Consider the following 13,941-nt stretch of genomic DNA (forward strand, 5'->3'; position numbering starts at 1 on the left):
CGCCGACACCCCTGACGGCGAGAAGATTCTGGTGCCCCAGTGTGCTCGTGAGTCGGCGCTCCCCACAGCGCCCAACCCATTGACCCGAGCTCAGTGGAGCCAACTATTAAGTACGTCCGGACCGTAAACCACACTTAAAGGGTCTCGTTTTGACAACATCACTTATCGCCCACTGCCCGAAATCCGGACAAAGTGAGCCCAGACAGACACCCCCGAAACGGACTGTTAACGCAACTTCCGGAGAGTGTTGATCGATATCCGGACACATGGCCCGCGAAAACGACTTGACCGGCGGGTCGGTACGGGACGGTTGGATCTTGCCCGGACAGCCCGGAGGCCCGACACTCTGACGAGTGTCGGGCCTCCGGCTCCCCGGCCGGGCGGCCGCCCGGCGGGAGTGCCTAGCGCTTGGCGCGCGAAGCCGTGCGGCCGCGCTCCTTGGCGTCCAGGACGACCTTGCGGATGCGCACGGCCTCCGGGGTCACCTCGACGCACTCGTCGTCGCGGCAGAACTCCAGGGACTGCTCCAGCGACAGCTTGCGCGGCGGCACCACGTTCTCGGTGGTGTCGGCGGAAGCGGCACGCATGTTGGTGAGCTTCTTCTCCTTGGTGATGTTCACGTCCATGTCGTCGGCGCGCGAGTTCTCGCCGATGATCATGCCCTCGTACACCTCGGTGCCGGGGTCGGTGAACAGGACGCCGCGCTCCTGGAGGTTGATCATCGCGAACGGCGTGACCGTGCCGGCGCGGTCGGCGACCAGGGAGCCGTTGTTACGGGTCACGAGCTGGCCGAACCACGGCTCCAGGCCCTCGTGGATCGAGTGGGCGATGCCGGTGCCGCGGGTGCTGGTCAGGAACTCCGTACGGAAGCCGATGAGGCCGCGGGACGGGACGACGAACTCCATGCGGACCCAGCCGGAGCCGTGGTTGGACATGTTGTCCATGCGGCCCTTGCGGACGCCCATGAGCTGCGTGACGGCGCCCATGTGCTCCTCGGGGACGTCGACCGTCATGCGCTCGACCGGCTCGTGCACCTTGCCGTCGATGAGCTGCGTGACGACCTGCGGCTTGCCGATGGTCAGCTCGAAGCCCTCGCGGCGCATCTGCTCGACCAGGATGGCCAGCGCCAGCTCGCCGCGGCCCTGCACCTCCCAGGCGTCGGGGCGCTCGGTGTCCAGGACGCGGAGCGAGACGTTGCCGATGAGCTCGCGGTCCAGGCGGTCCTTGACCTGGCGGGCGGTGACCTTGCGGTCCTTGACGGCGGACTTGGCGTCCGCGCCCTTGCCCGTGCCGCCGCGGCCGACCATCGGGGAGGTGTTGGTGCCGATGGTCATGGAGATGGCGGGCTCGTCGACCGTGATCAGCGGGAGCGCGATCGGGTTCTCCGGGTCGGCCAGGGTCTCGCCGATCATGATCTCCGGGATGCCGGCCACGGCGCAGATGTCACCGGGACCCGCGACCTCGGCGGGCTTGCGGGTGAGCGCCTCGGTCATCATCAGCTCGGAGATGCGCACGTTGGAGATCGTGCCGTCGCGCTTGATCCAGGCCACCGTCTGGCCCTTGCGCAGCTCGCCCTGCTCGACGCGGAGCAGCGCGATGCGGCCGAGGAAGTTGTCGGCGTCCAGGTTGGTGACGTGCGCCTGGAGGGGGGCGGCCTCGTCGTACTCGGGGGCCGGGACGTGCTGGAGGATGGTGGAGAAGAACGGCTCCAGCGAGTCGCTGTCGGCGGGGACGGTGCCGTCCTCCGGCTTGGTCAGCGAGGCGATGCCGTCACGGCCGCAGGCGTAGACGATCGGGAACTCGATCTGGTCCTCGTCCGCGTCCAGGTCCAGGAACAGGTCGTACGTCTCGTTGACGACCTCGTCGATCCGGGAGTCCGGGCGGTCCGTCTTGTTGATGCACAGGATGACGGGCAGGCGCTGCTGGAGGGCCTTGCGGAGCACGAAGCGCGTCTGCGGCAGCGGGCCCTCGGAGGCGTCGACGAGCAGGACGACCGCGTCCACCATCGACAGGCCGCGCTCGACCTCGCCGCCGAAGTCGGCGTGGCCCGGGGTGTCGATGATGTTGATGGTGATGACGTCGCCGCCATCCTTCGGGTGGTACTTCACCGCGGTGTTCTTGGCCAGGATCGTGATGCCCTTCTCACGCTCCAGGTCATTCGAGTCCATCATGCGGTCGTCGAGCGACTCAGAGGCGTGCGCGGCGAAGGAGCCGGCCTGCTTGAGCATGGCGTCGACGATGGTCGTCTTGCCGTGGTCGACGTGGGCGACGATGGCTACGTTACGGATGTCGTGGCGCGTGGGCATGGGTTGCTAAACGCTTCTCTCGATCGGGGGATGCGGCGTCTCGTTCCTCGTACGCCCACCGGGCGGACGCGCCACGGCTTACCCCATGGTACGGGGCGCACGCGGGACGGGCTTCCCGGGCCGATCGGTACGGTGCTCGCCAGGGGTTCGCCGGGGTGGGCGGGGGTGACCTGCGCGAAGGGTGCGGGGGGTGCGGACTGACGGGTCAAGGAGTCGGGAACGACCTTGCCCGCCGAAGGCTCGGCGGGCAAGGAAACGGGGCTGATTCACGGTGGGTTCTCAGATCCCGAGATGGGCTCTGACCTGCGATGCAGCGGTTATTTCCGATTACTTGCCGTCATCTTTGGCCGAATCGGGCTTCTTGAAGCCGATGTCCTGGTAACGGGGGGCCGAGAAGCCGAAGGCGCCCGTGTTCGCCAGCTTCGGCTTCACCGCGACCAGCTCGGGGCGCTGGTAGAGCGGAATGGACCCGGCCGCCGCCCAGATCCGTTCGTCGGCCTGCTTCAGCAGCTCCCGGGCCGCCTCCTCGTCCAGCTCGGCCGCCGCCCGGTCGAAGAGCTGGTCGATGTGGTCGGTGCCGACCCGGGTGTAGTTCTGCTCGACGAACAGCGAGCCGTCCGCCGCGGGCTCCGGCTTGGCGAAGATCGGCCGGGCGTCGGTGGCGGGGTAGGCGGTGCCGGGCCAGGAGTAGAGCGCCAGGTCGTAGTCGCCGGAGGCGATGTGGTCCTTGAAGTAGCTGGCGTCCTCGACCTTCTTGATCTCGGTGCGCACCCCGATGGACCGGAGCATCCGCGCGATCCGCTCGCCGACCGCGCGCAGGGCGGCCGAGCCGGGGTCGGCGGGCAGCACGAAGCGCAGGGTCAGCGGCTTGCCGTCCTTGCCGACCGCGCGGGGCCCGGCCGCGGCGGCGCCCGCCGCACCGGCCGCCGCGGGGGCGGCGGTGCCGCGCGGGGCGTAGGCGCCGGCCATGCCGCCCTTCTTCTTCTCCTTGGCCTCGGTCTTGCCGTCCGCCCGCTCCTTGTGGTCGCGGTACTCGGACCGCGCCCGGCCGTCCTCCCGGGGCGTGCCGTGCGCGAGGACCAGGGGCGGGGAGAGCAGGGAGGCGGACCCGGCGGCCGGGGCCAGGACGTAGCCGCCGGACTCGGCGGGACCGCCGTCGCCCGGCTTGTCGTCGCCGACGATGTACAGGCCCTCGTCGGAAACCTCGTCGGAGGCTTCGTCGGAGGTCTCGTCGCCGTCCTTCTTCTTCGGGGCCTCCTTCCGCGGGGCGCTCGCGGCGGTCTGGTTGCCCGCGCCGCCCGTGGTGAAGCCCGCGTCGGCGAGGAGGGCCTGCGCGGCCTGTGCGTCCTGGGAGCCGAGGGCGTCGCTGCCGTCGGCGTACGCCTCCTGGCCGGCCAGTGCCAGGTGGCTGCCGAGCGGGGCGGCGGGCAGGCCCAGCGGGGCGAGCACCGACGCGGCGAGCTCCTCGCGGTTCAGGGCGCGGGCCACCGCCCGGCGCACCCGCTCGTCGGCGAGCGGCCCCGAGGTGCCGTTCATCGCGAGCTGCGTGTAGGCGGGCTCCAGGGACTTCCGTACGGTGAAGGCGCGCAGCGCGCGCTGCTGCTTCGCGTACGACCGGATCTCGGCCTGCTTCTTCCTGCGGGCCTCCTGCTCGGCCTCGGCGGTCTCCTCGTCGACCGCGCCGTGCGCCCGCGCCCAGGAGCGCAGGGCGTCGGCGGCGCTGGTGGTGGAGCCGGGGCCGTGGGACGTGGGGGCCCGGCCCGCCTCCTTGGCGGCCAGCGCGATCCGGTCGGCGGCCCGTCGGTCGACCTCGGCGATGTCGACGCGGCCGTCGGCCAGGGCCTCGGCGCGCTCGCCGCGCGGCACGGCCCGCAGGACGAGCTTGTCCAGCTTGGCGGGCTGCCCCCACCAGCGCGGATTGCGCTCCAGCACGACCGAGCCGTCCTCGCGGTCCAGCTTCACCGGGCGGAACGGGCCCGCCGTCGACTGCAGCTTCGTGCGGGCGCCCTCGTTGAAGGCCTCGGGCGTGCCCATGACCTCCTTGGGGTACAGCGGGGTGAACAGGGAGCGCCAGTCCGCGTACGGGCGGGCGTAGGTGACCCGCACCTCGAGGTCGTTGGCGCCGCGCTCGATCTTCTCGATGCGTTCGTAACCGGCGTTGCGGGCGGTCCAGTACGCGGAGTCCTTGCCGCGCAGGGCCCGCCACTGGGCGACGAAGTCGGCGGCGCCGATCTCGCGGCCGTCGCCCCAGACCGCCTGCTGGTTGATCCGGTAGAGGACGACCTGCTTGGGTTCGCGCTCGACGACCGAGGCGTCCTCCAGGTAGTCGGGGTTGCGCTGCGGCTTGCCGGCCGCGTCGAGCACGAACAGGGCGGGCAGCACCGCGCCCGCGACGCGCGTGGTCGTGGCGTCGGCGTCCGCCTGGAAGGCGTTGAAGGTGGCGGGGACGGAGTCGACGGCCCAGTGGAGGGTGCCTCCGTCGGCGACCTGCTCGCGGTCGGCCGCGGCGAGGTCGGCGGCCACGGGCACCGCCCCGCCGGGCTGCTCGTCCGACGCTCCGCCGCAGCCGGCCAGCGTGGGCAGCACGAGCACTCCGCAGACCAGGAGGGTCGCGGGGCGCGGGGCACGCCGGGTGCGCCTGGCGCGGGGCGCGCGCGGGATCGCGGCGTCGGACATGGCTGGTACCTCCAGGCTGACCCGGCCGTTCCTGCCGGAAGGGGCGGTTGAGTTTCACGTTCGGGGGGTTATTGGGGTGATCACACTTGTCGTCCTTGTCGCCCACTGAAAAGGACCTCGCGCGGGGCGGCGGTGACGACACGTCGGGCATTCGGGGAAGGGCACCCGTGCGGCGCAATCCGGCGGGCACCGGTGGGGCGCGCGGGACGGACGCGCTGCGCGTACCGGCGTACGCACCCTTCACAAGGGGGGATGTGACGCGCGACACTCCAGGCGCATGGGCGTTGCGTGAGCGCACGGCGGAAGCGAGGCCAAACCATGTCCCTGCACGAGGAATTGACGGATCTTCAGGACTGTCTGGACCGGCTGGAACGGTCGGTGCTGACGCTGACCGGGCGGGCCGGGCTCGGCGAGAGCCACCCGCTGGACGTGCGGCGGGTGCGGACGGATGCGGCGCACCTGAGGGAGAGCGTGGCGATGCTGAGCGCCTTGGCGGCGGCGGGAGGCGGGTCCGCGGGGAGGCGGGGGCCGGCTCGGCCGGAGCTGATCACGATTCCGGATGCGCCGTACGACAGTGCGCTGTGGACGGACTCGGACGACGAGGGGCTGGGGGCGCGGGACCGTCGCGCCCCCTGAGCCCCCCCCTCGGGGCGGGGGGCGGTTCGGCCCGTGGGGCCCTGCTCCTCCCGACTCCGGCCGGCCCCCTTGGGCGGCGGGGCCGCCTCCCAGAGGCGGGACGGGCGGGCAGGGGGGCGACCCCTCCCGCTTCCGGCCCCGGCCGGGCCCTGTTCCGGACGGCCGTCCAGCAGGGGCCCGGCACCGTCCGTACCGGAAAGGCAGGTCCCCAGCCCCGCCCCTTCACCTGAACCCGCGGGGCAGTCAAACGGTTCCGTGCGGGTGCGTCGTGGCTGGTCGCGCAGTTCCCCGCGCCCCTGACGGGGCACGGAAAGAGCGCCCGCGCGCCCGAGCCGCAGATCGAGCACAGCCCCGCGCCCCCGACGGGGCACGGATGAGCACCCGTTCCGCTCTCCGCCCAGTCGACCCCGAGACCCCTGGAGCCCCCGTTGGCCACAGGCACCGAACCCAGAGCCGGTACCGCGAGTGCGCGGACCGGCGTCCACTCCCCGGGCCGGGCCCGGATCGCCGCCCGGCACCTGCGCACCGACCGCTGGTGGCTCGCCCCCGCGGCGACCGCGGCCGGCCTCCTCGCCTTCGTCGTGTACTCGACCTGGCGGGCCTTCGCCAACGAGCACTACTACGCCGCCCCCTACGTCTCCCCCTTCTACTCCCCCTGCCTCGCCGAGAACTGCGTCCCCATGAAGGGCGGCCCCAACTGGGAGGTCTTCGGGAGCTGGTGGGGCCTCTCCCCCGCGCTGCTCGTCCTGATCTTCCCGCTCGGCTTCCGCCTGACCTGTTACTACTACCGCAAGGCCTACTACCGCGGCTTCTGGGCCTCGCCCCCCGCCTGCGCCGTCGCCGAGCCGCACAAGAAGTACTCCGGGGAGACCCGCTTCCCCCTGGTGCTGCAGAACGTCCACCGGTACTTCTTCTACGCCGCCGTCCCCGTCGCCGGGATTCTGACGTACGACACCGTCCTGGCCTTCCGGGACGCGGACTACGCGTGGGGGCACATGGGGCTCGGGACCCTGGTCTTCCTCGTCAACATCGTCCTGATCTGGGCGTACACCTTCTCCTGCCACTCCTGCCGGCACATCGTCGGCGGACGGCTCAGGCACTTCTCCAGACATCCGGTGCGGTACCGGCTGTGGAGCTGGGCCGGGAAGCTGAACGCCCGCCACATGCAACTGGCCTGGGCCTCGCTGGTCAGCGTGGCCGTCGCCGACTTCTACGTCTATCTGGTCGCTTCCGGCGCCTTCGAGGATCCGAGGTTCTTCTAAAGATGACTCAGCTGGAGCGGCAGGAGTGGGACGTCGTCGTGGTCGGCGCGGGCGGGGCGGGACTGCGCGCCGCCATCGAGGCGCGCGAGCAGGGCGCGCGTACGGCGGTGATCTGCAAGTCACTGTTCGGCAAGGCGCACACCGTGATGGCCGAGGGCGGCATCGCCGCGTCCATGGGAAACGTGAACTCCGGCGACGACTGGCAGGTGCACTTCCGGGACACGATGCGGGGCGGGAAGTTCCTCAACCAGTGGCGGATGGCGGAGCTGCACGCGAAGGAGGCGCCCGACCGGGTCTGGGAGCTGGAGACCTGGGGGGCGCTCTTCGACCGGACCGCCGACGGGCGGATATCGCAGCGCAACTTCGGCGGGCACGAATACCCGAGGCTGGCGCACGTCGGGGACCGGACCGGGCTGGAGCTGATCCGCACGCTCCAGCAGAAGATCGTGCAGTTGCAGCAGGAGGACTTCCGGCAGTCCGGGGACCACGAGTCCCGGCTGAAGGTCTTCCAGGAGTGCACCGTCACCCGCGTCCTCAAGGACGGGGAGCGGGTCTCGGGGACGTTCTGCTACGAGCGGGAGTCCGGGCGGTTCTTCGTGCTGGCGGCGCCGAGCGTCGTCCTCGCCACTGGCGGCATCGGGAAGTCCTTCAAGGTGACGTCCAACTCGTGGGAGTACACGGGCGACGGGCACGCGCTGGCCCTGCTCGCGGGCGCGCCGCTGCTGAACATGGAGTTCGTGCAGTTCCACCCGACGGGGATGGTCTGGCCGCCGTCGGTGAAGGGCATCCTGGTCACCGAGTCCGTGCGCGGCGACGGCGGCGTACTGCGCAACTCGGACGGCAAGCGGTTCATGTTCGACTACGTGCCGGACGTCTTCAAGGAGAAGTACGCGGAGTCCGAGGAGGAGGGCGACCGCTGGTACGAGGACCCGGACCACAACCGGCGCCCGCCCGAGCTGCTCCCCCGCGACGAGGTCGCGCGCGCCATCAACTCCGAGGTGAAGGCGGGCCGGGGGTCGCCGCACGGCGGGGTGTACCTGGACGTGTCCACGCGGATGCCCGCCGAGACCGTCCGGCGGCGGCTGCCGTCGATGTACCACCAGTTCAAGGAGCTGGCGGACGTGGACATCACCGCCGAGGCCATGGAGGTCGGGCCCACCTGTCACTACGTGATGGGGGGCGTCGCCGTGGACTCCGACACCGCCGCCACCCGCGGCGTGCCGGGGCTCTTCGCGGCCGGTGAGGTGGCGGGGGGCATGCACGGCTCGAACCGGCTCGGCGGCAACTCGCTGTCCGACCTGCTGGTCTTCGGGCGGCGGGCCGGACTGTACGCGGCCCAGCACGCCGCCGAGCACCTGGGCGCCGCACGGCCGGCCGTCGACGGGACCCAGGTCGACGCGGCGGCGGCCGAGGCCCTGCGCCCGTTCAGCGCCGAGGGGCCCGAGCCGGGCTCCGCGGAGGCGGGACGGCCGCCGGAGAATCCGTACACCCTCCACCAGGAGCTCCAGCAGACCATGAACGACCTCGTCGGCATCATCCGGCGGGAGCACGAGATGGAGCAGGCCCTGGAGAAACTGGCCGAGCTGCGGGTACGGGCGCGGCGCGCCGGGGTGGAGGGGCACCGGCAGTTCAACCCCGGCTGGCACCTCGCGCTCGACCTGCGCAACATGCTGCTGGTCAGCGAGTGCGTCGCGCGTGCCGCCCTGGAGCGCACCGAGAGCCGCGGCGGCCACACCCGGGAGGACTTCCCCGCGATGGACCGCGCCTGGCGGCCGGTGAACCTGTTGTGCCGCCCCGCCGACCCGACCGGCGGACTCGCCGCCACCGATCCGGTGCGCGGCCAGATCGAACTCGTCAGCACGACGACCGAGCCCATCCGCCCGGACCTGCTCGCCCTCTTCGAGAAGGAGGAGCTGGTCAAGTACCTCGCCGAAGAGGAGCTGTCCGAGTGACGAACGCGGCATCCGCAAAGTACGTCGCCGACTTCAGGGTCTGGCGCGGGAGTCCGGCAGGCGGCGGACTCGAGGACTTCAAGGTCGCGGTGAACGAGGGCGAGGTCGTCCTCGACGTCATCCACCGGCTCCAGGCCACCCAGGCGCCCGACCTGGCCGTGCGCTGGAACTGCAAGGCGGGCAAGTGCGGTTCGTGCAGCGCGGAGATCAACGGGCGGCCCCGGCTGCTGTGCATGACCCGCATGTCGACCTTCACCCCCTCCGACACGATCACGGTGACGCCGCTGCGCGCCTTCCCGGTCGTGCGGGACCTGGTGACGGACGTGTCCTTCAACTACGAGAAGGCCCGCGAGGTGCCCGCCTTCGTGCCGCCCGAGGGGGTCGCGCCCGGTGAGTACCGGATGCGGCAGGTGGACGTGGAGCGGTCGCAGGAGTTCAGGAAGTGCATCGAGTGCTTCCTGTGCCAGGACACCTGCCACGTGGTGCGCGACCACGAGGAGAACAAGACGGCCTTCGCGGGCCCCCGCTTCCTGATGCGGATCGCCGAGCTGGACATGCATCCGCTGGACGCGGCGGCGGAGTCCGGTCTCGACCGCAGGCGCACCGCCCAGGAGGAGCACGGGCTCGGCTACTGCAACATCACCAAGTGCTGCACGGAGGTGTGCCCGGAGCACATCAAGATCACGGACAACGCGCTGATCCCCCTGAAGGAACGGGCGGCCGACCGCAAGTACGACCCGCTGGTCTGGCTCGGCGACAAGATCCGGCGGCGGCCGGAATAGCCCCGGGACGCCGTGCGCTGGACCAGGCATGTGGAACAGCGAAGCGCTCGATCTGGACGCGTACCTGAAGAAGACCGGTTACGAGGGGCCGCGCGAGCCCTCTCCGGAGGCCCTGCGGGCGCTGCACCGCGGGCATGTGCTGGAGCTGCGGTGGAGCACCGTCGACGCGATGCTCCACCACGACGTGCCGCTGGACCTGTCCTCGCTCCAGGACAAGCTGGTGGCCGGCGGGCGCGGCGGGTACTGCTTCGAGCACGTGTCGCTGTTCGCGGCCGTGCTGGAGGCGTTCGGGTTCGAGTTCTTCGCGGTGCAGGGGCGGGTCGTGATGGGCAGCGAGAAGATGCTGCCCGCCACGCACGCGCTGCTCGTCGTGGAGCTGGACGGGCGGCGGTGGCTGTGCGACGTCGGCTTCGGGGCGTCCATGCTGGAGCCGGTCGAGCTGGTTCCGGGCGGGGCGGGCAGCGAGGTCGAGCAGGACGGCTGGCGCTACCGGCTGCGCGAGCGGGCGGAGATCACGCCCGGCGCGCGGGGGTGGGAACTGCTGCAACCCGCGTCCGGGCCGGAGGCCGACGGGGACGGGGACGGGGACGGCTGGATGGTGCGGCACAACTTCACTCTCACTCCGCAGTACCCGGTCGACTTCCGGGCGTCGAACCACTTCGTGGCGACCAGCTCCCATTCACCGTTCAGCCACCGGCTGTACGTGCAGCGCGTACTGCCCGGCACCCTGCACATCCTGGACGAGCTGCGCCTGACGACCAGCACGGCCGGCGGCGGCCTTCCGGCCGTGACCCGCGACCTGGAACCCGCGGAGGTCCCCGGGGTGCTGGCGGAGACCTTCGGCATCCAGCAGGGCGAGGAAGAGGCGCGGCTGCTGGTGGCGCGGCTGGCCGCCAACGCGGCGGCCTCCCGCGCGAGCGCCTGACGCCCACGGGGTACGACGTCTCACGGACAGCGCGGGGTTTTCCCAGGCCGCCCGGGGCACGGTCCGGACCGCCCGGCCGCACAAGCGGCGGGCCGGGCAGACGGCGGGCCGGGCAGACGGCGGGCCGGGCAGACGGCGGGTCGAGCGGACGACGGACCGAGCAGGCGGCGGGCCGGGCAGGGGGCGGGCGGCGGGCCGGGCGGTCAGCAGGCCGGGCAGGGGGCGGGCCGAGCGGACGACGGACCGAGCAGGCGGCGGGCCGGGCAGGGGGCGGGCGGCGGGCCGGGCGGTCAGCAGGCCGGGCAGGGGGCGGGCCGGGCAGAGGGCGGGTGGCGGGCCGGGCAGGTTCGCCGTACTCGCCCGGACGGCGCCGGCCTCCCCGGCGCCTCCGGTGCCGGTGGCCCGCCGCGGCCGCCCCCGCCCGCACCTGACCCGCCCCCTCCCGCGGCCCCCTCCGACACCGCGTCCCGCACGCTCCGGCCCCGGCGCTCCCGGTCGCGGGGGTGGTGAGGGCGACATAGCCTCGCCTCTGTGACGTCTCCCGAGAGCCGTTCCCGCGTCCCGCGGCCCGCCGCCCTGCTGGCCGTCCTCCTCGGGCTGGGCGGGTGGTCCGTCGCCGCCGCGCCGCACCCCGCGCCCCCGGCCGCGGCGGTCGCCGAAGACCCCGTCCGGCTGTCCTCGGACGGCCAGCTCACCGACAAGGCCGGCGCCCTCGGCGGACGACGCGGCGAGGTCGCCCAGGCCCTCGACCGGCTGTACGCCGACCACCGCGTCCAGCTCTTCGTCGTGTACGTCCGGAACTTCTCCGGCCGCTCCGCCCAGAGCTGGGCCGACACCACCGCCACCCGCAACGGGCTGGGCCGGGACGACGTGCTGCTGGCCGTCGCCACCGGGGACCGGCAGTTCGCATACTCCGTCGACCAGGACTCCCGGCTCAGCGACGCCCAGCTCGCCGAGGTCTCCGCGACCGCCGTCAAGCCCGCCCTGCGCGAGAACGACTGGGCCGGGGCCGCCATCGGCGCGGCGAACGGATACGCCGCCGTGCTCGACGGCAGGCCCGTGCCCACCCCCGCCATCACCCCCGGCACCCGCGATCCGGGTTCGGAGGACGGTTTCGCCGGTGACCTCGTGCTTCCCGTCGTCGCCGTCGGCGGCGCCGGCGCGCTGGCCGCGTACGCCTTCAGCCGCCGCAGGCGGAAGCGCGCCCCGGGGCCCGAGAGGGCCGCCCCCGCGCTCACGCCGCTCCCCGAGCTCGACAGCCGCGCCAAGCAGGCCCTCGTCGAGACGGATGACGCCCTGCGCACGAGCGAGGAGGAACTGGGCTTCGCCACCGCCCAGTTCGGCGAGGAGGCCGCCCGGCCGTTCGCCGAGGCGCTCGCGTCCGCGAAGGGGGAACTGACCAGCGCGTTCAGGGTGCGGCAGCAGCTCGACGACGCCTTCCCCGAGGACGATCCGACCAGGCGGAGGATGCTGGAGGAGATCCTCGCCCGGTGCGCCGAGGCCAACCGCCGTCTGGACTCCGAGGCCGACGCCTTCGACCACCTCCGCGAGCTGGAGCGCAACGCCCCCGCCGCGCTCGACGCCGCCGAGACGGCCTTCCGCGACCTCACCGGGCGCACCGGCGCCGCCGAGTCCGCCCTCGCCACGATGCGCGAGCGGTACGCCGCGTCCGCCGCGGCCCCCGTGGCCGGGCACGTCGAGCAGGCCAAGGACCGCCTCGTGTTCGCCACCGCCAACCTCAACCAGGCCCGACAGGTCCTGATCGCCGGGGACAACAGCCGGGCAGCCGTCCTCGTACGGGCCGCGGAGGGCGCGGTCGACCAGGCCGCCACCCTGGTGGACGCCGTCGAGCGGCGGGCCCGCGAACTGGCCGACGCGGAGCAGGAGCTGGCCGGGGTGCTGACCGAGACCGACACCGACCTCGCCGACGCCCGCGGCCTGCTCGGCGGTACGGCCCCGGGCGCCGGCATGGCCGACCTGCGAGGGCGCATCGCGCGCGCGGAGGCCGTCGTGCGCGACGTACGGGAGGAGATGCGGGCCGGGAGGTACGACCCGCTCGACGCCCTGCGCAGGACCGAGGAGGCGGACGCCGCGCTGGACGGGGCCCTCGCCGGGGCCCGGGAGCGCGAGAGCACCGGACGGCGGGCCCGGGACCTTCTGGGGCAGGCCACCCTCACCGCGCGCGCCGCGATCGGCGCGGCCGCCGACTACATCACCACCCACCGCGGGGCCGTGGGCAGCCCGGCCCGCACCCGGCTCGCGGAGGCCCAGCGCCGCCTGGAGCAGTCGGCGGCGCTGACGGACGACGCCCCGGCCGCCCTCGCCGAGGCCCAGCGGGCCGACGCCCTGGCCCGGGAGGCGCAGAGCCTCGCCGAGCAGGACGTGCGCGGCTTCGGCGGCCCGTACGGGGGCGGCGGCGCCGGCGGAGGCGGCCTGAACGGGGCCGTCCTCGGCGGCATCATCCTGGGCGGCATCCTCAACGGCGGACGCGGCGGCGGTCACGGAGGCGGCTTCGGCGGCGGGGGCTTCGGCGGCGGCGCGGGTCCCGGCAGCTTCGGCGGCGGCGGCACCCGGGGCCGCCGGGGAGGCGGAGGACGGTTCTAGGCCGCGCCGCCGGTCACGGCGACCGCGTACCGCCGCACCCATGACACGTACACCCGGCACCCCCACTCACCCCAGGGAGCAGACCATGTCCAAGCAGTCCGTCCTCGGCCGTGTCACCCAGCTCGCCAAGGCCAACATCAACGCGCTGATCGACCAGGCCGAGGACCCGCAGAAGATGCTCGACCAGCTCATCCGCGACTACACCGGCAACATCGCCGAGGCCGAGGAGGCCGTCGCCACCACCATCGGCAATCTGCGGCTCCTGGAGCAGGACCACCGCGAGGACGTGGACGCCGCCCGCGAGTGGGGCGGCAAGGCGCTGGCCGCCAGCAGGAAGGCCGACGAGCTGCGGGCGGGCGGTTCGGCGGCGGAGGCCGACCGGTTCGACGGGCTGGCGAAGGTGGCGCTCCAGCGGCAGCTCCGGGCCGAGAAGGAGGCCAGGACCGCCGAGCCGACGATCGCCGCGCAGACCGAGGTGGTGAACGGGCTCAAGGACGGCCTCACGAAGATGAAGGCCAAACTGGGCGAACTCACCTCTAAGCGCGACGAGCTGGTGGCCCGGGCGAAGTCGGCGCAGGCCCAGAACTCGATGATGGACGCGGTGCGGAACATCGACGTCCTCGACCCGACCAGCGAGCTGAGCCGCTTCGAGGACAAGGTGCGGCGCGAGGAGGCGCGGGCGGCGGGCAAGCAGGAGCTGGCCGCCTCCTCGCTGGACGCCCAGTTCGAGCAGTTGGACAGCCTGGGCGACGACGCGGAGATCGAAGCCAGGCTGGCCGCCCTCAAGAACGCCTGACG

9 protein-coding genes are annotated in these 13,941 nt (G+C 72.8%); 7 read left to right on the forward strand and 2 right to left on the reverse strand.

What is annotated here, in order from left to right:
* Positions 1-401 precede the first annotated feature (401 nt).
* Entirely contained in the window at positions 402-2,306 is a 1,905-nt protein-coding gene (gene typA / locus ACIP93_RS06345; protein ID WP_345228609.1) for a translational GTPase TypA, read from the reverse strand.
* 327 nt (positions 2,307-2,633) lie between these two features.
* Complete coding sequence (locus ACIP93_RS06350; RefSeq protein WP_401756275.1) at positions 2,634-4,982, reverse strand: ABC transporter family substrate-binding protein; 2,349 nt, start codon at positions 4,980-4,982, stop codon at positions 2,634-2,636.
* 318 nt (positions 4,983-5,300) lie between these two features.
* On the opposite strand from ACIP93_RS06350, the gene ACIP93_RS06355 reads away from it, so the two are divergent.
* The 7 genes from ACIP93_RS06355 (at position 5,301) to ACIP93_RS06385 (ending at position 13,939) form a co-directional block, all read left to right on the forward strand.
* A complete protein-coding gene (locus ACIP93_RS06355; RefSeq protein WP_380837211.1) occupies positions 5,301-5,618 on the forward strand; it encodes a hypothetical protein in 318 nt (105 codons plus the stop codon).
* 428 nt (positions 5,619-6,046) lie between these two features.
* Entirely contained in the window at positions 6,047-6,880 is an 834-nt protein-coding gene (locus ACIP93_RS06360) for a hypothetical protein (RefSeq protein ID WP_401756278.1), read from the forward strand.
* 2 nt (positions 6,881-6,882) lie between these two features.
* Positions 6,883-8,832, forward strand: a complete 1,950-nt coding sequence (locus ACIP93_RS06365; RefSeq protein WP_345228612.1) for a fumarate reductase/succinate dehydrogenase flavoprotein subunit — start codon at positions 6,883-6,885, stop codon at positions 8,830-8,832.
* A complete protein-coding gene (locus ACIP93_RS06370; protein WP_345228613.1) occupies positions 8,829-9,614 on the forward strand; it encodes a succinate dehydrogenase/fumarate reductase iron-sulfur subunit in 786 nt (261 codons plus the stop codon). Before ACIP93_RS06365 ends, ACIP93_RS06370 begins: the two co-directional genes overlap by 4 nt.
* A gap of 28 nt (positions 9,615-9,642) precedes the next feature.
* Positions 9,643-10,539 carry an arylamine N-acetyltransferase gene (locus ACIP93_RS06375; RefSeq protein ID WP_401756282.1) on the forward strand — a complete coding sequence of 299 codons (897 nt, stop codon included), beginning with the start codon at positions 9,643-9,645 and terminating at the stop codon, positions 10,537-10,539.
* 531 nt (positions 10,540-11,070) lie between these two features.
* Complete coding sequence (locus tag ACIP93_RS06380; RefSeq protein WP_401756285.1) at positions 11,071-13,143, forward strand: TPM domain-containing protein; 2,073 nt, start codon at positions 11,071-11,073, stop codon at positions 13,141-13,143.
* 85 nt (positions 13,144-13,228) lie between these two features.
* Positions 13,229-13,939: a PspA/IM30 family protein gene (locus tag ACIP93_RS06385; RefSeq protein WP_401756288.1), complete on the forward strand. Its 711-nt coding sequence runs from the start codon at positions 13,229-13,231 to the stop codon at positions 13,937-13,939.
* The last annotated feature ends 2 nt before the right edge of the window (positions 13,940-13,941 follow it).

The organism is Streptomyces sp. NPDC088745 (genome assembly GCF_044751045.1).
GTDB lineage: Bacteria > Actinomycetota > Actinomycetes > Streptomycetales > Streptomycetaceae > Streptomyces > Streptomyces cremeus.

What these genes read in the sequence shown, in the direction of transcription:
- ACIP93_RS06365 (WP_345228612.1), top strand. Translation starts at nt 6,883, where the DNA reads ATGACTCAGCTGGAGCGGCAGGAGTGGGACGTCGTCGTGGTCGGCGCG.
- typA (WP_345228609.1), bottom strand. Translation starts at nt 2,306, where the DNA reads ATGCCCACGCGCCACGACATCCGTAACGTAGCCATCGTCGCCCACGTC.
- ACIP93_RS06385 (WP_401756288.1), top strand. Translation starts at nt 13,229, where the DNA reads ATGTCCAAGCAGTCCGTCCTCGGCCGTGTCACCCAGCTCGCCAAGGCC.
- ACIP93_RS06375 (WP_401756282.1), top strand. Translation starts at nt 9,643, where the DNA reads ATGTGGAACAGCGAAGCGCTCGATCTGGACGCGTACCTGAAGAAGACC.
- ACIP93_RS06355 (WP_380837211.1), top strand. Translation starts at nt 5,301, where the DNA reads ATGTCCCTGCACGAGGAATTGACGGATCTTCAGGACTGTCTGGACCGG.
- ACIP93_RS06350 (WP_401756275.1), bottom strand. Translation starts at nt 4,982, where the DNA reads ATGTCCGACGCCGCGATCCCGCGCGCGCCCCGCGCCAGGCGCACCCGG.